The 20,948-nt window shown below is 64.4% G+C and carries 18 protein-coding genes; 9 read left to right on the top strand and 9 right to left on the bottom strand.

The annotated features are described in order from the left end of the window. Window positions 1-5: 5 nt before the first annotated feature. Together FHS84_RS01295 and FHS84_RS01290 are read left to right on the top strand one after the other, a co-directional pair. Complete coding sequence (locus FHS84_RS01295) at window positions 6-1,091, top strand: glycosyltransferase family 4 protein (RefSeq protein ID WP_166929482.1); 1,086 nt, start codon at window positions 6-8, stop codon at window positions 1,089-1,091. Next, entirely contained in the window at window positions 1,088-1,306 is a 219-nt protein-coding gene (locus tag FHS84_RS01290) for a hypothetical protein (RefSeq protein ID WP_166929479.1), read from the top strand. The genes FHS84_RS01295 and FHS84_RS01290 overlap by 4 nt, the downstream gene beginning before the upstream one ends. Here the strand turns inward: FHS84_RS01290 and FHS84_RS01285 are convergent. After that, window positions 1,281-2,192, bottom strand: a complete 912-nt coding sequence (locus tag FHS84_RS01285) for a right-handed parallel beta-helix repeat-containing protein (RefSeq protein ID WP_166929476.1) — start codon at window positions 2,190-2,192, stop codon at window positions 1,281-1,283. The genes FHS84_RS01290 and FHS84_RS01285 overlap by 26 nt on opposite strands. A 69-nt stretch (window positions 2,193-2,261) precedes the next feature. Here FHS84_RS01285 and FHS84_RS01280 point away from each other — a divergent pair, with 69 nt between their 5' ends. Both FHS84_RS01280 and FHS84_RS01275 read left to right on the top strand, forming a co-directional pair. After that, a complete protein-coding gene (locus FHS84_RS01280; RefSeq protein WP_166929473.1) occupies window positions 2,262-3,041 on the top strand; it encodes a YdcF family protein in 780 nt (259 codons plus the stop codon). Continuing rightward, window positions 3,038-3,946 carry a hypothetical protein gene (locus FHS84_RS01275; RefSeq protein ID WP_208393617.1) on the top strand — a complete coding sequence of 303 codons (909 nt, stop codon included), beginning with the start codon at window positions 3,038-3,040 and terminating at the stop codon, window positions 3,944-3,946. Before FHS84_RS01280 ends, FHS84_RS01275 begins: the two co-directional genes overlap by 4 nt. On the opposite strand, the gene FHS84_RS01270 is transcribed toward FHS84_RS01275, so the two are convergent. Further along, window positions 3,939-5,891 (bottom strand): RIFT barrel domain-containing protein, encoded by a 1,953-nt coding sequence (locus FHS84_RS01270; RefSeq protein ID WP_166929470.1) that lies wholly within the window; start codon window positions 5,889-5,891, stop codon window positions 3,939-3,941. The genes FHS84_RS01275 and FHS84_RS01270 overlap by 8 nt on opposite strands. Before the next feature lie 128 nt (window positions 5,892-6,019). On the opposite strand from FHS84_RS01270, the gene FHS84_RS22150 reads away from it, so the two are divergent. Then, window positions 6,020-7,117 carry a GNAT family N-acetyltransferase gene (locus FHS84_RS22150; RefSeq protein WP_166929466.1) on the top strand — a complete coding sequence of 366 codons (1,098 nt, stop codon included), beginning with the start codon at window positions 6,020-6,022 and terminating at the stop codon, window positions 7,115-7,117. Here FHS84_RS22150 and FHS84_RS01260 read toward each other — a convergent pair. Together FHS84_RS01260 and FHS84_RS01255 are read right to left on the bottom strand one after the other, a co-directional pair. Then, complete coding sequence (locus FHS84_RS01260; RefSeq protein WP_166929462.1) at window positions 7,078-8,013, bottom strand: glycosyltransferase family 2 protein; 936 nt, start codon at window positions 8,011-8,013, stop codon at window positions 7,078-7,080. The two genes, FHS84_RS22150 and FHS84_RS01260, sit on opposite strands and share 40 nt — an antisense overlap. Before the next feature lie 2 nt (window positions 8,014-8,015). Next, window positions 8,016-8,990 (bottom strand): glycosyltransferase family 2 protein, encoded by a 975-nt coding sequence (locus tag FHS84_RS01255; protein WP_166929459.1) that lies wholly within the window; start codon window positions 8,988-8,990, stop codon window positions 8,016-8,018. 248 nt (window positions 8,991-9,238) lie between these two features. Between FHS84_RS01255 and FHS84_RS01250 the strand changes: the two genes are divergently transcribed. After that, window positions 9,239-10,117, top strand: coding sequence for a glycosyltransferase family 2 protein (locus FHS84_RS01250; RefSeq protein ID WP_166929457.1), 879 nt, complete (start codon window positions 9,239-9,241; stop codon window positions 10,115-10,117). A 9-nt stretch (window positions 10,118-10,126) separates the two neighbouring features. Then, window positions 10,127-11,407, top strand: coding sequence for a putative O-glycosylation ligase, exosortase A system-associated (locus tag FHS84_RS01245; protein WP_166929455.1), 1,281 nt, complete (start codon window positions 10,127-10,129; stop codon window positions 11,405-11,407). Here FHS84_RS01245 and FHS84_RS01240 read toward each other — a convergent pair. Beyond that, on the bottom strand, window positions 11,404-11,553 hold the full coding sequence (locus tag FHS84_RS01240; RefSeq protein ID WP_166929453.1) for a hypothetical protein: 150 nt from the start codon (window positions 11,551-11,553) through the stop codon (window positions 11,404-11,406). The two genes, FHS84_RS01245 and FHS84_RS01240, sit on opposite strands and share 4 nt — an antisense overlap. A 139-nt stretch (window positions 11,554-11,692) precedes the next feature. Between FHS84_RS01240 and FHS84_RS01235 the strand changes: the two genes are divergently transcribed. Further along, window positions 11,693-12,700, top strand: a complete 1,008-nt coding sequence (locus FHS84_RS01235; protein WP_166929451.1) for a GNAT family N-acetyltransferase — start codon at window positions 11,693-11,695, stop codon at window positions 12,698-12,700. Window positions 12,701-12,717: 17 nt separating this feature from the next. Further along, a complete protein-coding gene (locus FHS84_RS01230) occupies window positions 12,718-13,326 on the top strand; it encodes a hypothetical protein (RefSeq protein ID WP_166929449.1) in 609 nt (202 codons plus the stop codon). Between the two features lie 10 nt (window positions 13,327-13,336). Here FHS84_RS01230 and prsT read toward each other — a convergent pair whose 3' ends face one another. The 4 genes from prsT to FHS84_RS01210 form a co-directional block, all read right to left on the bottom strand. Further along, on the bottom strand, window positions 13,337-16,138 hold the full coding sequence (gene prsT, locus FHS84_RS01225; protein ID WP_166929447.1) for an XrtA/PEP-CTERM system TPR-repeat protein PrsT: 2,802 nt from the start codon (window positions 16,136-16,138) through the stop codon (window positions 13,337-13,339). 16 nt (window positions 16,139-16,154) lie between these two features. Further along, the gene (prsR, locus tag FHS84_RS01220) at window positions 16,155-17,522 is read right to left on the bottom strand and encodes a PEP-CTERM-box response regulator transcription factor (RefSeq protein WP_166929445.1); all 1,368 of its coding nucleotides are present in this window, start codon (window positions 17,520-17,522) and stop codon (window positions 16,155-16,157) included. After that, window positions 17,519-19,555, bottom strand: a complete 2,037-nt coding sequence (gene prsK, locus FHS84_RS01215) for an XrtA/PEP-CTERM system histidine kinase PrsK (RefSeq protein WP_166929443.1) — start codon at window positions 19,553-19,555, stop codon at window positions 17,519-17,521. The genes prsR and prsK overlap by 4 nt, the downstream gene beginning before the upstream one ends. 90 nt (window positions 19,556-19,645) lie before the next feature. Further along, window positions 19,646-20,875 (bottom strand): glycosyltransferase family 4 protein, encoded by a 1,230-nt coding sequence (locus FHS84_RS01210; protein WP_166929441.1) that lies wholly within the window; start codon window positions 20,873-20,875, stop codon window positions 19,646-19,648. Window positions 20,876-20,948 lie beyond the last annotated feature (73 nt).

The following is a 20,948-nucleotide window of genomic DNA, read 5'->3' as shown; positions in this document are numbered from 1 at the left end:
GGTTCATGAGCCCCACACTTCTGCACGTTTTCCCGACCTTTGCCGTCGGCGGATCGCAAGCGCGGTTCGCGGTCGTCGCCAACCGTCTCGGCCGCCGCTTCCGGCACGTCGTGGTCGCGATGGACGGGCGTGAGGACTGCCGCGAGCGGCTCGAGCCCGGTCTCGATATCCGTTTTGCGAAGCTGGATCTGCGCCCGCGCGACACGCTCGGCAATTGGCGGCGTTTTCGTGCGTTTCTGGCCGGCGTGCGGCCGCACCGGCTCGTCACCCACAACTGGGGCAGCATCGAGTGCGCCATGGCCAATTGGCCGCGCTTGACCGGACACGTTCACATCGAGGACGGCTTTGGACCGGAAGAAGCGAACGGGCAATTGCCCCGCCGTGTGCTGACGCGCCGGTACGTGTTGTCGCGAAGCACCGTCGTGCTGCCGTCCCATACGCTGTATGCGCTCGCGAAGGACGTCTGGCGCCTCAAGCCGTCGGTGCTGCGCTATGTGCCCAACGGCGTCGATTGCGCCCGCTTCGGAGCATCCGATATCGAACCTTACCGCTGGGAGGGTGAGGGGCCGGTCGTCGGTACGGTTGCGGCGTTGCGTCCGGAGAAAAATATCGTCCGGCTGCTGGATGCCTTCCGGATCGTACGGGCGCAAATGCCCTGCCGGTTGTTGATCGCGGGCGACGGGCCCGAACGGGCGCATCTGGAAGCGCATGCTGCCGCCTTGGGGCTCGGTTCCGATGTCCGCTTTGCGGGACACATCCGCGAGACCGAAAAGATCTATGCGGCCTTGTCGGTTCTGGCCCTGTCATCCGACACCGAGCAGATGCCGACGGCCGTACTGGAAGCGATGGCGGCCGGTTTGCCGGTGGTTTCGACCGATGTCGGCGATGTCACGGGCATGGTTTCCGCCGAGAACGGGCCTTACGTTACGCAGCGTGATGCCAGTGCACTAGCGGCAGGGCTTTTCCGGCTGTTGTCCGATCCTGCCGCCGCGTCCCAAATCGGCGCCGCCAATCGCACCAAAGCCTGCCGCGATTACGGCGAAGATCGTATGGTGGCGGCTTACGACGCCTTGTACGGAGGAACGGCATGATCGGCGGTTTTTTCTTTTTGGCATCGATCATCGCGATCTTCGTCGTGCTCAACTGGTTCAAGGAAAACGACGGGCGTCCCGAAAACGAGCCGACCACCGGGCTCTTGGCAATGCCGTTGCCCGAAGCGGAAAAGCCCAAGGCGTCACGGCGCTGGACGCGCGAAGACGCGATGCGCAAGGCGGGCAGCGCTAGTCGGCCGAACCGAGGCCATTGAGCGCACGAACCGGTCCCTTGATCGCATTGTCGGACAGGCGGGCGCTATCTTTGCCGGCGTTGTGCACGAACACGGTCGGCCGGCCGTGATTGACGAACGTATTTCCCGAGATGACGATTTCACCCGGCTTCCGCTTGCCGCCTTCTTCGCCGATCGACACGGCCGCGGTCGGGTTCTGGCTGCGCGCGCTCTTTTCCAGCGTGTTTCCGGTCATGGTCAGGCTGCCGCCGTTGGGCAGATCGACGAGATAGCTCGAAGTCCCGCGCGGGCCGTCCTCAATCGTGTTGCCGATGATCTCCGTCCGCCGGGCGCGCGATTTGATGTGATGACCGACCTGCGTGTTGACGAAGCGCGAGTTCTCCACCCGGAAAAGGTTGACGAAACCCGCGTAAATGCCATGCGCGCAGCCTTTGTCGGGCAGGCAGGCGCCGTTGCCGTCGAACGTGGAGCGGCGTACCAGAAGCGTCGCGTCGGGATTGTTGGCGGCGAGTATGCCGTCCTGGTTGTTGCGGAAGGTGCAGCGGTCGACGGTCAGGAATAGCCCGTTGGCGCGCACGCCCGATCCATTGCCTTCCGGGATCGAAGCGCCCTCGAACGTCAATCCGCGCAAGGTGGCGCGCGGGGCGTTGACCACCAGAATCCCGGCGCCTTGGCAGATCGCTTCGCTGAGAACGGCGCCGTCCTCGCCTTCGATGGTGAGATTATCGGTGCGCCACGCCGCGCAGTCGCGATAGGTGCCGGGCAGGATATGGATCGTATCGCCGGGTTTTGCCGCGGCAATGGCTTGGCTGGGCAGCGCATAGGGTTGTCCCGGACCTACGGTCAACGTGGCGGCCGCCGCGCCTTGCATCAGGAACGCAAAAATCCAGACGTTGGGGAATCTCAATCGCAGGCTCCTGCTTGACGGGGAACAAGACCCATACTCTAACCGTCGCATCAGGTCGGGGCGAGTGACATGCTGTATTTCCTGGGGCGCATGGCGGACGTTGTAGCGCGCCCAAGCATGCTGATCTTGCTATGCTGTGTCGTCGGACTGGTGCTGACGCTACGTAGGCACCGTGCCGGGCGCTGGTTTCTCATTGGAGGGATCGGCGGACTCGCGGCTTTTGCGGTTCTGCCGTTGTCGACCTGGATGCTGCGTCCGCTGGAACAGCGCTTCGCCGTGCCGCGGCCGGAGAGGGTGGACGGTATCGTCGTTCTCGGCGGAGCCATCAGTCTGCCGCGCAGCGCCGACCGCGGAACGCCGGAACTCAATGGCATGGCCGGGCGGATGACCACGTTCGCAATGCTGGCGCGGCGCTATCCGCAGGCCCGTCTGCTGTTCACCGGCGGCAGCGGCGATCCTTTCGATCAGGGCCACAACGAAGCGGCTTATGCACGGACTCTCTTTGACGGGCTCGGGATTCGCAGCCTCCGATATGAAAATCGCAGCCGCAACACGCACGAGAACGCGGTATTCAGTGCGCGGATGATGCAGCCGAAGCCCGGTGAGACATGGCTGCTCGTCACCTCCGCAGCCGATTTACCGCGCGCGGTGGGGTCGTTTCGCGGCGCGGGCTTTGCGGTGCTCGGCTATCCCGCGGATTTCCATACCTTGCAGCATGGAAGCGGGTTCTTTCCTGGTGTCGTGACCGGATTGAGCGAAGCCGATTGGGCGGCACACGAATGGATCGGGCTTGTCGTCTACCGTCTGCGCGGCTGGACGCCGTCGCTTTTTCCGGGGCCGATCCCATGAGACTTCCCGGCCGTATTATTCATCCCCGGTTTGCGCGGTTCACCGATTACGCGATCGAACTCGAGCAAGTCGGGCAGGGCGTCTGGGGCGCCTTTCGCGCGCTCGATATTTCGCTGGCCGATGTGATGGACATCGCCGCCGGCTGGGGACGTGCGCTCGGCGGGATCGAAAAGCCCTGGCTGTGTTGGAATGTCGACAGCGATTGGTGCCTGGTGCAGCAAAAGCTGGTGCGCGAGGCGGGCTGGACGCCGCTCGTCGGCTTCGATCCGCGGATCGGTCCGCCGCCGCAGGCAGTGCCGGGAGCGGTGGTGTTCGATTTCAACGCGGCGCTCGGCCTGCCGCTGCTATATCCGCATTTCCCGCTCGAATTCGCCTTCCTGTTCGCCGACCGGATTGCGTTCTGGCATTCCGACCTGTTGATCCGCCGCGCCAAGCTGGCGCCGCTAGCCGAGTTGTTCCGTACCCTGAAAGACGGCCAGACGGCAGCCTGCTACGCCGATCCCGGCCTGCGCCATCGCCATCTGCCGTGGCGGCAGCGCTATTGGGAGCTGGTCGGCTGCACCACGCGCGCGGCCAGCCGCGATCAATTCGAAAAGGGTTGCGGCTGGTGGATGGCGTGGTGGGCGCATCCCAACCAGCACCGCGGGGCGTTTATTCGGCGCTGGTATTACTGGGATCACGGTGCCGGCATCCGTTACTGGCATCGCAACGCCGGCGGCGATTGTGTCGTCCTCGACGCCGACGAGTTCGCGGAAGGCCATTTCACCAAGATCGGCAAATCCGATTACGTCGGCGTGCGCGAACCGAACGGCTCCGATGTCCGCCGCAATATGGGCGAGGAGCTGGTACGCCACTTCGATCTTCGCGACGCCTGCGCGCAGCTGGATCTGTCGGACCTCATCTAGCCGACCAGGGCACGATATCCCATTTGGGCTCGACGCCGCCGCGGGGTTGCACCGGACGGCTTTTGAACTTGCTCCACGCTTCGTTGGCGCCCGGAACCCCGGCATCGACCGCCGCCGCCAGCGCGGGCTGCATTTGCGCCGGGTAGCCGCCAGGCGAATTCGAGTCTCCCATCATTTCGCCGGCTTGGTGCAGCTTGAACATGCGGGCCATGTCGTCGCTACCGCAGGCGACTTTGGGACCTTCGCGCGAATCCTTGGGCAGATTGGCGACATAGGCATCGGCCCAGTTCGTTATGAAATGATGCGGGCGGTCCATTACCTTCATGTAGTATTTGGTCGCCATGACGTAGCAGTAGTCCGGATTGGTCATGCGCTGCACCGGAGCCACGCCCTTCCACCGCGCAAAGGGCCGGAACTCGTCGAAGCCGAGCTGCACGGCGTATTGCGACGCCCAGGTGAGATAGTCGTCCATCCACGGCGCCACCGAGTCCGCGTTGTCCGAGGCGCGCAGGGCGACATGGAAGATGTTGGCCTGCGGATTGTTAGTGTACGCCGAATCGTACCACTCGGCATTGGCCTTCATCTGGCGCAGCAGCGTAGCTTTCATCGGGTCGGCATCGGGCGTCGCCCAGGCGGACTGCGCCAGTGTCCGCAGCGACCAGCCCTGACCGCGGATCTGGTCCCAGCCGATCAGGCCTTTGGCGAAGCCGTGGTATTCCGGCGCCGTGCCCCAGGAATTCCATTGCGACCAGAATTGCATTTCTTCGAGGTAATAGCGGTCGCCGGTGACGAGATAGGGTACGAACGCGAGCGAAGGTTCGTGGGATGCTTCGGCCGTGAACGGCTTGGGCAAGCCCGCAAAATCGGCCAGCGGCAAGTTGCCGTTGCCGCGTCCGACGAAGTTGTAGTGCGTGCTGATCTTGGGGAATTCTTCAGTGCTCGCGGGCCGCCCGGTTTTTTCGTTGCGATAATGGGACGGGAAGCTGCCGCCGAGATCGCCGGCATTCAGCATCATCTCCGACGCCTTGGAATCCATCGATAGAAGCCAAGCCACCGTCCATCCCGGCAAGGGGCCGATATCGGGACGCTGGCCGGTCGTGGGCATGGCAGGATAGATGATGCCGGTTTGCATCGGTCCGCGCTTTTTTCCCGTGTAGGCGCGATCGAGCGCCCCGAGACCGGCATCGCGGTCGGCATTGTAGTTCGGGATTGCGTGCGCCGCCTTGAAGTCGGCGATGTCGTAACGCGCGGACGCCTCCGCAGGCTCATCCCACCAGAACACCTGACGCCAGCGGGTATGCGACTGCTGCACGATCTTGTCTTGCGAAAACACGGTTTTGCCGTGGGCGCGGATTTCAGCGGCGTATTGATAGCTCCTGGGATTGGCGGCCCAGGTCCAGGTGTTTTCGACGTCCACCTCGATCCGCAACGGCCGCCCCGGACCATAGCTGCGCAGGCCGAAGCGCGCGCTCAAATGCGGATCGGACTTGCCGGAGGCATCGCGAAACGGACCGGCGATCCACCACTCGCTGACCAGCGGTCCCGCGAGCCAGGTCTGCGGCTTGCCGTGCGCCAACAGATCGCGTGCCGAGACGGTGAGCTTGCGGTCGCCGAAATCGAGGGTGACCTCGGTGTCGAAATCGGACGGCAGGGCGGAAAGGGCGACCGGCGCGCCTTGCGCCGGTGTGCCGCCGACAAGCTGCACGGTTCCGGTGCGCGGCACGGTCAGCACGGCGTGGCGCAGCGAGCCGTCGCGGTTTCTAGCCTTCACATCCACTTGCAGCGGGATCGCGGCTCCCGACTTGTCGGTGGCGGCAAGGGACGTGCCCGCGGGCACGGCTCCGGGCGCGAACACCATTCCGAAGGTCGCCGGTCCGTTGCCGTCGAGTACGACGCGCGGCAGGGCGGAAGCAGGCACCGCCAGGACACAGGCAATCATCAGCATACGGCATTTGAAGCGGCGCATTCTTGACCTAATCTCAAAGTGGGAGCTTATCATTTGGAACGTCCGCCGAGCTTACGGGGAAACGAACGGGGCGCACAGGGCGCCGTGCGGCTATCGCTGGGGAAAGTGTGCACGCCTTACCAAACGGCCTGGAACGCAAAAGCGGTACGACGGCGTTCGCGCTCGAGCCCGTTCGCGACGGTCCCGCCCTGGAGCGGCAGTGGCGGGCGCTCGATCGCACCGGAGCCCATTCGTTCTTCGCGAGCTGGACCTGGGCATCGGTCCTGCTGCGGTACGCGCCCGGCCTGCATGTTCTGAAGGCGACGCGCGATGGCGCTTTGGCGGGGCTCGCCTTGTGCGCCAAGCGGCGCTGGCGGCGGGCCTGGTTCAACGCGAGCGGCGACCGGGCGCTTGATGGGGTCATGATCGAGCATAACGGTTTTGCCTTGCCCGGCGGCGATGACCGGGCGCTGTGGGATGATCTGATCTCGTGGTTCGCCGACGGAGAATTGAATGCGGACGAATTGATCGTTCCGGGCATGACCGATTGCCGGTCCCTCTCGAACGATTTGATCGTACTGGACGACAGCCGCACGGCCTATCGAACGCCGCTCGGTGGTCTGGGCGGCGAAGGCATTGCGCCGATCCTGTCGCGGAACGCGCGCCAGCAGTTGCGCCGGTCGCTGCGCGATTTCGGCGGCGAGTTGCGGGTCTCGGTGGCGCCGGATGCGGCCACGGCCCTCGGCTATTTCGAGCGGTTGAAAGCCCTGCATGTTCGCTCCTGGACACGCCGCGGCCGGACCAACGCGTTCGATAATCCCGCTTTCGAGCCCTTCCATCGCACCTTGATCCCCACCGGCATTGCGGAGGGAAGCGTCGACCTCCTGGAAATCAGCGGCGGCGACCGGGTTCTCGGCTATCTCTACAATTTCAAACGCAATGGCGTGGTGCATTCGTATCAGAGCGGATTTTCGGACGACGATCCGTCGCTGCGGCCGGGCTATGTCTGCCATGCGCTGGCGATAGGGCTCTACGCCCAAGCGGGCATGACGACCTACGACTTCCTTGCCGGTACCAACCGCCTGAAAAAATCGTTCGGCGTCGAGACCTATGAGATGTGCTGGCGCCGCTACCGGCGGCCGACACTGGGGTTTCGCCTCGAACGCCGGCTGCGGGCGGGGCTGGCTCAAGCGGCGAGCAGTCGCAAGGCGCTGAAGGACGGGTGAAGCAGCAGCGATTCCAGCGCAAACTGGCGCGCTTGCTGCCGCCGTCCATCGGCGAGCGCGGCGCGCGTGAGATCGAGCAGGTCCCAGGCGCGATTGGCGCGCGCCAGCCGCCGCAGCTTCGGATTGCGCACCTCGAACTCGCTGTGCAGTGTCGCGAGATAGGCGAACAGCGCTTTTTCCTCGTGCGCGAAGGTCCGGTAAAGGCTGACGTGGTGGGAAACATCGAGTTCGCCCACGGTGTCGGCGCGGAACAGGATCCTTTTGGCGCGGTCGACCAGCCGGAAGGAAAAGTCGCGATCCTCCGCGAGGCTTGTTTTTTCCCAATAGAGCCCGGCCTCGTGCAGCAAGGTCCGCGCGGCGACCAGCGTGTCGGTATGCAGCGTGCGATGGCGAATGAGCCCGATCATGCCCTCGACCGGAACCTGGAAGATCCCGGTTTCGCCGGCGATGGGGTTGCGCTGCAGGCCGGCGCGCGCCGGCGCATAGAGATCGGGGTCCTTCACTTCGCCGAGCGCGGCGGTCTGCATGGCGGCAAAGAAGAGGTCGCCGCCATTGGCTTCCAGGACGCGCACGGCGGTGGAGAGATGGTCGTTGCGAATCCAGCGGTCGTCGTCGTCGCAAAAGGCGATATATTTCCCGCGCGCCAGCGCAATGCCACGGTTGCGCATCCGTGACGGTCCGCCGGGCTGGCGATCCTGACGAAGATGAAGCTGAAAGCGTTCGTCCAGTCCGATCCAGATCTGGTTATACGCCGCCAGCGTATCGGGCGACGAGCCGTCGTCCACGACGATGCACTCGAGGTCGGCCATATCCTGATCGCGGATGCACGCGAGAAGGCGCTTGAGCGCGGGGGCGCGGTTCTTGGTGGCGATCACGACGGAGATGGTGGGGCGCATGCCTACTGCGCCTCCGGGCGGCTTTTGAGTTGGCTCAGCGGCTCCGTCGCCCGGCCGTCCAGAAAAAAACGGCATGCGGCCACGGTCGGACGCAGCAGCAGCGATTGCAGGACCAGTTCGCGCGCCGCCCGCATCCGGCCGTCGCTGCGAGCGCTTTGCGCCAACTCGTACAGCATCCAGGCGCGATAGCCGCGCGCCACCCGGCGCAGCGATGGGCTGCGCATCGACGTTTCCGCATGCAGCATGGCGATCACTACGAACTGGCGGATTTCATCCTCGGTGTAGGCCTTGCAGAGGCCGGTATGCGCCGTGCGGTCGTAGTCGGCGGTTACGACGTCGCGATAGACGACCCGTTTGGCCCGGTCGAGCAGACGTAAGGCGAGGTCGCGATCCTCGGCCATCGATAGCTTTTCCCAGAACAGTCCGGCATCGCGCAGCAGTGCCGCAGAGGCGACCAGGCTGTCGCAGTGCAGGAAGATGTGTTTCATGGCGGCCGCCCGGTCGGCGGGCGCGACCTCGTGCAGGGCGTTGCCGAGCGGACGTCGCGTCAAGAACGGGCGGATGACGCCGTAGAAGTCGGCGCCCAGGATGTCGCCGCCGCGTGAGGTCTGCATGTTGGCGAAATAGAGGTCGGCATCGTAGCGGCGCATCGCATCGACGGCGGTGCTGAGGTGGTCGGTGCGGACCCAGCGGTCGTCGTCGTCGCAGAACGCGATCAAAGGGGCCGTGGCCGCCGCGATGCCGCGGTTGCGGGCGCGGGAAGGGCCCTCGGCCAGCGATGTCGGCGAGCGCAGCAGACGGAATCGTTCATCGAGGCTCTGCCAGATGCGATCGTAGGCGCCTTCGTCGTTGGAGGCGTCGTCCACCACAATGCACTCGAAATTGGTCAGGTCCTGAGACTTCACGCAGGCGAGAAGACGGGCCAGCGCTTCATGGCGGTCGCGGGTGGCGATCACGACGGATACGTCGGGTGTCATGCGTCCTTCGGAGGGTGCGTTTGCATCGTCATCTATACCGCCGACATGTTGCAGTACTACGAGCATCTGCGAGCGGCCACGGCTTTTACACGGTTTGTGACAGCAGAAGCACGCCGAACGCTCACGTTGCGGAAGCGTCGGCGGCGCCACAGGGCGCAACAGAACGTGCGCGATCTATACAAAACGGCGGGCGTTTGTATTGTGCGCGCGCGGCGGACATCGGATGCTGCCCGCGAAAGAGAATACACATGGCGTCAACTCCGAGCGTGAGCGTGGTCATTCCGGCCCATAATGCGGCCGGGACGATCAAACGCGCGCTCGCGTCGGTGCTCGCGCAAACTCTTCCGGCCGACGAAGTCCTGGTTGTCGACGATGCCAGCGGCGATGCGACGTCCGTTGTGGCGCTTTCATTTCCCAACGTAAGGATTGTGCGGCTGGCGGAACGGCGAGGGGCTGCAGCGGCGCGCAATGCCGGAATCGCGGCCGCAAAAGGCGCATGGATCGCATTCCTCGACGCCGACGACGTCTGGCGGCCGCAGAAGCTCGAAAAGCAGCTCGCCGAAGCGCGCGAGGGTGTCAGCCTCGTGTTCTGTGCGTCGCAAGAGTTCGGTCGCGACAGTCGGCCGCTCGGAGACACGTTCCGCGGCCGCGACGTGAAAACGGGGGCAAATGCCTGGAAGGATCTGTTGCGGCGCAATTTCGTGGCGACGCCGACTGTGATGGCGCCGCGGGCGCTGCTGGCGCGGCTTCGCTTCGACGAAGACATGCCGGTGGGTGAGGATCAGGACATGTGGATCCGGCTGGGGCTCGAAGGCGCGCTCGCCTATGTGCCGGAGACGCTGGCCGAAGTTTACGTGCAGCCGGAATCGCTGTCGCGATACCGCGCATCGGATCAAGGCCGGTACGTGCTGCCGATGATTCGGCATCACATCGAACGGTTGCGCCATCGCCTCGCGCGCAGGGAAATCCGGGCGATTCTCGCCGAGCGGTACGCCAACGCCGGCCATATCGCCTTGGCCAACGGCGATATCGCGCGCGCCGGCGTATTCTTCTCGCGGGCTTTGTTCGCGGGATACCGGCCGTCGACATGGACAGCACCAGCCGCGCTGCGCCGGCAGGCAAGCTAGGAGGAACGGTTGCGCGAAATCCTGCTTGTCATTGCGATCCTCGCCGGGCTCGGCATGACCTTGCGCTGGCCGTTCGTCGGCGTGCTGATCTGGGAATGGTTCACGCTGCAGAACCCGCATCGCGAAACCTACGGTTTCGTCGGCTCCGCCAACATGGTGATCGCACTGGTGACCCTGGTGGCGTGGGCGATGTCGAAGGAGCGCAAGGCTCCGCCCAACGGCTTCATCCTGTGGGGCGTCATCATCTTCATTGTGTGGACGACGATCGGCACCTTCTTCGCGTACGATCCCGAGTGGTCCTTCGGCTATTGGGACCGGACCTGGAAGACTTTCGCGCTCGGCATTCTCTTGGCCGCAACGGTCACCAATCGCGTGCGGGTGCAGGCGGTGATCTGGGTGGCGGTGATTTCGCTGTTCTATTACGGCGTCAAAGGCGGGTTGTTCACGATCGTCACGGGCGGCCACAACCATGTGCTAGGTCCGTCCGGGACCATGATCAACGACAACAACCAGCTCGCCGTGGCCATGCTGATGACCTTGCCGCTGGCGAACTATCTGCGCGGCCAGTCGCTCGACAAGTGGGTCCGGCTGGGTCTTTTGAGCGGCATCATACTCACCGTGATTGCGGTGATCGGAACCTATTCGCGCGGCGCCTTGATCGGCCTTGCCACGCTCGGTTTTCTCGGTCTTCTCCGGATGAAGCGGCGGCTGACCTATATCGCCGTCGCGTCGGTTCTGATCGCCTTCACGGCGCATTTCATGCCGGCCCAGTATTTCGACCGCATGAGCACGATGAATTCGGTAGCGTCGGTGCAGGAGGACCAGTCCTTCCACGGCCGTATCGTCGCCTGGAAGGTCGCCTTCAATGCCGCCAAGGACCGTTTCCCGTTTGGGGCCGGCTTCTATGGCCCGCAGTTGGCGCCCTTGTTCCATTCCTACTTTCCCAACGAGAAGAACCATGCCGCGCACAGCATCTATTTCCAGGTGCTGGGCGAGCACGGCTTCATCGGTCTCGGGATTTATCTGCTGCTGATCGCGGCATCGTTCTTCCGCGTGTCGCGCATTATCCGGGCGGCCCGCCGCGTGGGCGAGCAGCGCTGGGTCGCGGAGCTTGGGGTGGCGCTACAGGCGAGCCTGATCGTGTTCTGCGTCTCGGGCGCGGCGCTCAGCTTGGCCTATTACGATTTGTTCGTGATCGACATCTGCCTGATGCTGCCGCTGTGGGAAATGGTGCGTCCGAAGCGCACGCAACCCGCATGGCGCGCGGTTCCCATTGGGGCGACGGGCTAGTCGTGCGCGATCTGGCTCCATTCCGGCGCGAGGCTTTCGTCGGGTTCCGGCTCGCCGACGCGGTTCGCCACCAGACGGGCGACGATCGGCGTCGCCATCACGGAAATGGCAACCCAGCCGATCAGAAACCACTCAAGAAAGCCCATTCCCGCCGCTCCAGTGCACGCAGCGCCAAGGTGCGGGCGCTCGGCTTAAAAATGCGTAAAACAAATGATTGATACCATCGCTTGGTCCGAGTTGTCGCGCGTGGAATCGCTCCTCGCAAAAAGTTCCCAAGCGGAAGGGATGCCGGGCTGGTTTGAGGCGCTTGCCGAGACGACACTCGACGCGGGAGAGCGGGCGGCCATCGTCGTGAGCCGAGCAGGTGGGGCGCCGAAAGCGGCGTTACCGGTGGCGATCGGTCCCTCCGGCATTCGCGGCCTGACCGCTCCGTACACCACACGTTATGCGCCCGCACTACCGGACGTTGATAGCGCGTACGAAATGGGCCGGCAGATGCGCGGGGCTGCGGGCGGGGCAGTACGGCTCGATGCCATCGACCGGTCCGATCCAGGGATGGCGGCGTTCCTGAAAGGTTTGGGCGAGAACTTCGCCACTGCTTCTTATCAGGGCTTCGTCAACTGGTCGGAGCCGGTTGCCGACTTCGCCGGTTACTGGGCGCGGCGGCCGTCGCGATTGCGAACGACGGTCCGGCGCAAATCGGCTGCGACGGCCGCGACCTTCACATACTTGCGCGACGGCTTCGGTCCCGCGCTGGCGCACTACGAGGCTATTCAGCGCGCCTCGTGGAAAGGGCCGGAACCGCATCCCGCATTTCTTGCAACGATGGTGCAACGGCTTGCGCCTGCCGTCCGCATGGGGCTGTTGGAGATCGAAGGGCGGATGGTCGCGGCCCAGATCTGGCTGGTGCATGGCGGCCGCGCGACGATTTTCAAGCTGGTGCACCGCGAGGATGCCGCCGCGTTGTCGCCGGGAACGCTGCTGACCCATCGCATGATCGAGACCTGTCTTCGCGAGGAGGGTGTATCGATGCTCGATTTCGGTCGCGGCGACGACACCTACAAGCGCGATTGGATGGGTGTGTGCACCACGCGTATCGGCGTGATCGCGGCCGATTGGCGGTACGGCAACGGCCTCCGTACGCTTGCGGCGGATGTTCTGCCGACGCTGGCGGGACGTGCATGGCGGCGACACTTCGGCCCCAATCGCGCCGGTTCCGTTGCGACACCTGAAGGCGATGCATTGGAAGGCACGCGCGATCAGGGCAGAGTGGCCGCGGCTGAGGCGTTTTGATGATGGTATCTGCAACCATGTCCGCATCCGGACTCAACTTCTTTTTCTTCACCGTACTTCCCGTGGCGTTCGGCGAACTGCTGCACTGGCTCTACGACTGGCAGATCCTGATCTGCGGTGTGCTGGCGCTGATCGCGGCGCGGATCTGGGGGCGCTCGGTGATCCGCGCGGCTCGCATCACGGCACGCGCCAAGGTGCCTCCGGCCGAGAGTCGCCGCCCCGCGGCCGAGCCTATCGTCGTTCCGACACCACTGGCCGCCGGCGCCGAACCCATCGTGAAGACGCCTTCGCCGCAGGCGCCGGAACTGGCCGACCGCCTGTTCTCGCTGCGCGAGCAGATCCGCAACACCTTGGGGCGCATGCCGTGTACGGATGAAGTTCTCAGCGCCGAGCGGCTGGACGATTGCCGCGGCATCGCGGACTTCCCGCTGGGCGAACCGCCGGCCAGTGCCGGCCGGGCTCAGATCGCGCGTTTCGAGGCACTGAAGAGCAAACTGGCGGCTCTCAAAGGCGTGCGTGAAACCGACACCTGCCGCAATGCGTGGGAAGCGCTGGTCCGTATCAGCATGGATGCCCGCGACCTGATGGGCGAGGAGCCCGCCAAGGTCGCAGGACAATCCGGCTGACAGAGCCCCGTTAGCGCAGCGCCCCGTTCAGCGCCATCGCATCCTTCCGTTCGGAGAAATCCTGGCTCGAGGCGATCACCGCCGCGAGCGTTTTCTTCGCCTCGGCGCGGCGCCCGGTTGCGTTCTGTACGACCGCGAGGTGATAGGCGATCTCGGCGTTGTTGGCATCGAGGGCGTGGGCCTTCTGCAGAATGGCAAACGCGCCCTGCGCATCCTTGGCCTGCCACTTCACCCAACCCAGCGTATCGAGCACCGGTGCGGAGTTCGGCGCCAGCTTGGCTGCCTGTTCGGCGTAAACGAGTGCCTGCTTGGTGTCCTTCTTCTGCAGCAGCCAGGAGAGGTTGTTGAGCGCGACCATGTTTTGCGGCTGCGTCTTCAGCACGGCGCGGAACTCGCGTTCGGCCGTATCGGGCTGGCTCATCATCACTTGCTGCGCCAATTCCAGTCGGGCGCCGACATCGCCGGGATGCTTGGCGGACCATGACGTCAGCACCTGATCGGCTTCTTTGGCTTTTTTCGTCTGCCGCAGGAGCTGGCTCAGCATGATGGCGCCGTTTTCGCTCGGGCGCTGCGCCTGGCTCTTCTTCAGTACGGCCATCGCCTGGTCGTTGCGCTTGAGAGTGGTCAGCGTCGAGGCATAGAGCAGATCGGAATTCGTGCTCGGGTCCTGCTTGATGCCGTCTTCCGCCGCGGCCAGCGCCACATCGGGCTTGTTGAGGGCAATGGCATAACGGACCAACGCGGTGCGGGCGAGCGTGAACTTCGGCGCCAGTTGCAGCGCCTTTTTGTAGGCCGCCATCGCGCCGTTGCTGTCTTTCTTGGCGACGAGTGCGCTCGCCAGCATCAGTTGGACCTGCGGCGAATCCGGCCGCTGCGCCGCCAGCTTGCGGAAGGTCGCAAGCGCGGGATCGTTCTGCCCGCTGGCAAGCTGGATTTCGGCCTGGACCATCTGCGCGTTGATGTCGTTCGGCGACGTCTTCAAATAGCTTCCGATCACGCCGCCGGCCTCCTTCAGACGGCTGCGCGTAATATAGAAGGTCGACAGCGCCAGATTGGGCGTCGGATTTTTCGGATCGGTCGCGACGGCGCGCTTGAGCAGGTCCTCGGCTTTCTCCTGCTGGCCCATGCGGATCTGCAGTTCGGCGCTGCGGATCATTGCCATCACGTTCTTGGGATCGGCAGCCAGAAGCGCGGTGAGATCGCCGTTGGCACCATTGACGTCGCCGCGGGCCGCCTTGGCCACGGCGCGATTATAAAGGCCGAGGACGAATTTCGGATCGAGCGCCAGCGAGCGGCCGAATGCGGCAATGGCCCCGTCGAGGTTCTGTTTGGCGAGCAGAATCTGGCCCTGATACAGAGGCCCGTAGGGACTCTTGGGCGCGGCGGCAACGAATTTGTCGGCGGTAGTACTGGCGCCGGCAATGTCGCCGGCGCGCATCTGCGCCGCAACCAGCATACCGACGTTGATCGCATCGCCCGGCTGCTTGGCGACGAGCTCGCGCAGCTGCTTGACGGCGTCGTCGTAGTTGCCCTGCTGGATGTTCGAAGCGGCCAGGCGCTGCTTCAACAGATCGCCGCCGAAGCCGCCGGAGCTGGCTTTGTCGAAATACTCGGTCGACTTCGCGGTATCCTTGCGCATGGCGTAGGTCTGTCCGAGTAGAGCCATCACCCGCGGCTCGCCGGAATCCTTCAACGGCAGCAGGATATCGAGCGCCCGCTGCGTATTGTTGGCCTTAAGGTAATGCGCCGCCAGGATGACGCGCGGCTCGACCAGGCCGGGGTTGCGTGCCACGGCGCCGTTGAGCACGGTGATGGCAACGTCGCTGTGTCCGTCGGCGGCGGCGATTTGCGCCACCATGACGGCGATTTCCGGCCGCCCGTTGATGAACTCCGGCGGCAGCGCCTGTGCCGCGGCCCAGGCGGCCTTGGTATTTTTCGCCCGCTCGAACAGCAACGCCTGGAAGTATTGCGCCTGCGGCAGGTTCTTCCAGCGCTTCAGCACCGTGTCGATGTCGGCTTTGGCCCGTCCGTCCTGCTTCAGTTGGATCAGAACGCCGGCTCGCGACAGATACGACACCGGATTATCGGGATAGCGCTTGACCATGTTGTCGGCGATGCCCAGCGCCTGATCGGCGTGATCCGATGCCTGCAGCAGCGAAATGCGGAGCAGCTGGACGTTCAGGTCGCCGGAGGCCTTGGCATAGGCTTCCTCGCTGAGTTTCAGCGCGGTCGCCATGTCCTTTTTGTCCTTGGCAAGGCGCGCGCGCACCACCAGGCTCGGTGCGTCGCGGTTGATCGCCAGGGCGGAATCGATGCTGGCGATGGCGTCGTCGGGATGTCCGGTGGTGGCGAGCGCCAGCGCGCGGGCGCGCAAGGTGGTGGCGGCCAGCGGCGAGCGGTCGCCAGCGGCTGGCGCGGGGAACTGATCCAGCAGCGCCTGGCCTTCACTGCGAGCCAGCATGGCGTCGAACAGGAGCGGCAGGACGCGGGCGTCCGGCGCCCCGGCTTGGCGCGCGGCCCGAAGCTCGCGTACCGCAGAAGCCGCATCGCCCGACTGTAAGTACGCGTAGCCGAGCTCGATCTTCACGTTGGCATTCTTGGGCGCCAGCGCCGCGGCGTTTTTCAAATAGATCACGGCGACGTTGGGATGGCCCTGGCTCATCGCCTGATGCGCCTGGCGCAAAAGATCGCCGAGACCGGAAGGATTGTTCGAATTGCTCGATGCGGCGTTGGGGATCGCGGCTGCAGCAGGAACCCCGGCAAGGGCGCCGACGGCGGCAGCGATCGTCAGAGCTCGGCGGATGTTCGTCATGAGTGTTTCTCCCGGATCAGGCGTGCCGTTTGTGGGCGCCCATAAGGTTGTAGACTTGCGGCCGGCTGATCCCCATCAGCTTGGCAGCCTTGGAGACGTTGCCGTCGGAGACCGCCAGCGCTTCGCGCAAAAGGGCACCCTCCAGCTCGCGCATGTGGTCGCGCAGGTTCAGATTTCGCGGTTTGCCCTCGCAGACGAGTTCGAGGTCGTCGGCGGTGATCAGCGGCCCGTCCGACATGATGACGGCGCGCTTGATGCGGTTCTCGAGTTCGCGCACGTTGCCCGGCCATCTATGCGATTGCAGGGCGAGCAGCGCCTCTTTGGTGAAGCCGCGCAAGTTTCGCGAATGCTCGCGGTTGTAGAGGTTGCGGAAATGCTGGGCCAGGACGACGGCGTCGCCGTCGCGATCGCGCAGCGGCGGAAGTTCGACGCGGATTTCGTTGAGGCGGTAATAGAGATCCTCGCGGAAGCGGCCTTCCTGCACCAACTGCTGCAAGGGCTGATTGGTGGCCGAGATCACCCGCACATTGACGCTGAGCACCTGGCGTCCGCCGACCCGCTCGAACTGCCTGGATTGCAGGAAGCGCAGCAGTTTGGCTTGCAGCGCCACCGGCATGTCGCCGATTTCGTCGAGGAACAGCGTGCCTTTGTCGGCGATTTCGAACTTTCCGAGCGTCTGTTTGATAGCCCCGGTGAAGGCGCCGCGTTCGTGGCCGAACAGCTCGCTTTCGAGAAGGTTCTCCGGGATCGAGGCGCAGTTGATGGCCACCAGCTTGGCGTTGGCGCGCGGCGAGGACTCGTGCAGGGCCCGCGCGATCAGCTCCTTGCCGGTTCCGCTCTCGCCCAGCACCAGTACGCTGGCATCGGTCCGCGCCACCCGCTCGATGGTCTGGGCGATCTGCTGCATCTGCGAGGAGCCGAACACGAAGCCGGGCATGCGCTTGTCGGTCGTGGCCCTGAGGGCGCGGTTTTCCTCTTCCAGGTCGTACATGCGCTCGGCGCGCTGCACGATCAGCTTCAGGATCTCGCCGTCGATCGGCTTGGAAATGAAATCGAAGGCGCCGCGCCCGACGGCGTTGACCGCCACTTCGTGGTCGGCATTGCCCGACAGGATGATGACCTTGGTCTGCGGCGCGCGCGAGAGAATGGCATCGAGAACGCGCAAACCTTCCGTGGCGCCGTCGGGATCGGGGGGCAGGCCGAGGTCGAGGATCACGATGCGAATGTCGCCGTCTTCGAAGGCGCGCAGCGCCTCGGCACGCGTTCCGGCGGCGATCATGGGATGGGGATCGAGCGTCCATTGCATCTGGCGCTGCAATCCGACGTCGTCTTCCACCAGCAATATGCGCTTCGCGCCGTCTTTCTTGTTATCCGTACGCGTCATGAGGCTTCCTTGAGTTTTACGTCTTCGCCGGGCAGGACCAGGGTCACGGTGGTCCCGCTGCCGACTGTGCTTTCCACCTCGATATCGCCGCCCAGGTCGCGCATCATGGCGCGGGCCTGATAGGCGCCGATGCCGAGGCCTTTGTTCTTGGTCGTTCGCAAGGGGCGGAACAACTCGCGCGCGATGAAGTCCGCGCTCATGCCGGGACCGCGGTCGCGCACGGCCACGCGGATGCGTCCGCTCGCGGCTGCGACGCTGAGTTCGACGCTGCCCGGCTCGGGGCTGGCCTCGATGGCGTTGGTGACGATGTGCTCCAGCGCATTCTCGAACGCCGCGGGCTGGGCGATATCGGCGAACGCGAGCGTTTCGCCGCGGTCGCGCGCGAACACCACGCCGGCGGCGGCTTTCTTGAGCGCGAACCGGGCGACGATGTCGGCGACATTGACGCGCGCAGGGGCGGCAGGCTGCGCCGGCTTCGATCCGTCGCGGAGCTTGCCGATCAGTCCTTGCAGATTGTCCACGGCGTGCCGGATGGTTTCCATCATGTCGGCGCGGAAGGCGGCATTGTCGCCGAACTTTTCCGCGTTCTGGACCAAAAGGCTGAGTTGTCCCGCCGTGTTCTTCAGATCGTGCAACGCAAAGGTGACGCGATTGTTGAATTCCGCGAGTTGCTGGGAATCGGCCAGTGCCTGTGCCGTCTGCTCGTGCACCAGATAACCGGCAAGCTGCGAGGCGATCAACGCAACGAGGTTGCGGTCTTCCCAGTCGAGCTTCTTGGGCGCTCGCGGTTTATGGAGCAGCGAGAATCCGATCAGTTCGTTGCGAAACCGCAGCGGCACCACCAGCCAGGTTTCGGGGGCGCGCGGCTTCCATAACGTGTCGTCGTCACGGAGCTCGAGAAACGCAATCCGCTCGTCGGCAAGGCTGGCGAGGACCGGATCGGTCTCCTGGATCGGCCCCAGGGTTTCGCCGAATTGGGAATAGGCGAGCCGCGCGTATTGTTTCCAACCCGAACGCCGCACGAACAGGACGCCGCCGGGGCTGTCGAGCAGATCGGACAAGGTCAGCAGCACGCGCTCCGGGCCGCCGCGGTCTTCATAGCGCGACAGCGCCTGATTGAACTTGGTCCATTCGAGCCGGTAATCGTACTTGTAGCTGTAGAAGTTCTCGTTGATGAAGGTGCGGATTTGCGAGCGCACCGATGCGGTCGACAGGGCCACGATCAAGGCGACGAGGCTGCCGAAGCCGAGCACGATGGTGAGCACGACAGCGGGCGTGCCGCCGAAATGGCGCACATACAGCGCGGCGGCTGCGATACCCTGGAGGACCACGCCGGTGACGATCAAGGTGGCGGAGTGGAATACGACCCGGCGCGAGGAATGCACCTTCAGCCGGAGGGAATCGCTGCGCACCGCGGTCACGACGAACAGCGGCAGCGCCAGGAGGTACAGCAACGGCTCGGCGACCGCGAACGCCTCCGGCGTCTGGCTGGCGAGGATTTCCGGGATGTATTCGAGGATGTGGTAGACGTACAACGCCGTCAGCGCGATCAGCATCAGTTTGGCCGACCATAGCCGGGCATTGACGACGTTTCGCGCGAGGTTTTCGGCCAGGATCAATCCCATCACCGCCACCGCGAAAGCGATCAGGGGCTGGTTGAGCCGCACGCCCAATCCGGTGTCGATGGTCGCGGAGGTGGCGGCAAAGACAAAATTGGCGGCGGCGAGAGCGGCGGCTGCGATGGCAAGCCGGCGCCACAGCGGATGGTGAACGGCATCCTGGCGCAGAATGGCAATCAGCAGCGTGAACCACGCGCCTTCGCGCAAGGCGGCGGCGCATCGCACGGTCCAGGGTTCCACCCATCCGGCATCGTCGAACGCACCGGCAAGCGCCCACAGCGCCGTTGCCGCGCTCGCGAAGGCGAACGTCATGTTGAGCCGGGATCGCTTGCCCCAAGCCGGCAGGATCGCAGCGAAGGCGGAGTACGCCAGTGCCGCGACGAGGCCAGCAAAAAGCGAAATGCCCAGTCCCATTCTTGTTCTTCATACTAGGAATGAGATTGAACAAGTAGCAATAACACGCGTCACTCACAATCAAGCGACGGCGCGGATCGTATAAAATAGTTACAGATGTGGGCTTGTTGCACGTGCCGCAACGGTAGCAATGTGATGTTGACGGGCCTGCCGCTCCGCTACGATGCGCTTGAACATCCGAAGCTGCCCTTGGGTGGTGGCATCCCACGAAAACTGTTCCGCATACGCACGGGTTGCGGCGCGATCGGGAAGTTTTGAAAACAGCGCGGCGACACCTTCCGCAACGCCGTCGGCATCGAGGCTGCGCATCAACACGCCCGCAGCGGGTTCGGCGACGACTTCCGGCGTTCCCCACACGGAAGAGGCGACCACCGGCGTGCCGCATGCCATCGCTTCGAGCAGAACATTGGCCCAGCCTTCGCGACTGGAGGCGAGCACCAGGGCGTCGAGCGCGCGGTAAACCTCCGCGAGCTGGCGCTGATCGAGCGAGCCCATGAAACGGACGCGGTCGGCGACCCCCAGCGATACGGCAAGCCGTTCGAGCCGGGCGCGTTCGGGGCCTTCGCCGGCGATGACGAGATCGGTATCGGGCAGCTTCGCCAGTGCCGCAATGACATGGTGATGGCCCTTGCGCTCGATGAGCCAGCCGACCGAACCAATGGTTCGGCGCTGGAAACCGAGCTGCCGGCGCGCGCCATCGCGCCCTTCGGGGTGAAACAAGGAGAGGTCGACGCCATTGCGCAAAACCGTGATCCGCTCCGCCGCTACGCCGAGTTCGATCATGCGATCCTTCAAGGCCTGGCACACCGTAATGAGCCCGTCGGCTTGCCGCGCGGCATTTAAGATCATTCGCCGTGGCGTTGGAAACTCCGGAATCAGATTGATGTCGGTGCCGCGCGCGGTCACGACCACAGGCAAGCCGAATTCGCGCGCCAGCCGCACCGCCGCAACCCCGTCGGGGTAGAAATAGTGCGCATCGATAAGATCGAAGCGGCGGCCTTCGGCGATCATACGGCGCAAGGCGTTCCGCATCGTCAGATACAGCGTATGCGGCGTGACCGTCATGCCGATCTTGGGGATCACCAGATAGCGCGGATGCCACACGTTCCAGGGGCCGCGTTGCGTATGGCGCGGGACGAGATCGAGCCGTCCGGCATCGCGATAGCGCACGAACGGAGGAAGCCACGGCACCGGCGCAAGTACCTCTGCGGAAACTTCGCCGCTCTCGCACAACTTCGCGAGCCGTGTCGCGACGAATGCGCCTTGGGTGGGTTTGGCGTCGTTGGGGAAGAGTGTGGTTGCCGTCAAGATGGAGAGCATGCGGGCCCTTCTCGCATCGGTTTGTGGGTGCAATCAATTCATTTTTTGACGGTTCCTTTTTGCTTGTCTGTGC

This window comes from Rhizomicrobium electricum (genome assembly GCF_011762045.1).
Lineage (GTDB): Bacteria > Pseudomonadota > Alphaproteobacteria > Micropepsales > Micropepsaceae > Rhizomicrobium > Rhizomicrobium electricum.
This window is presented reverse-complemented; position numbering and strand designations above follow the sequence as displayed.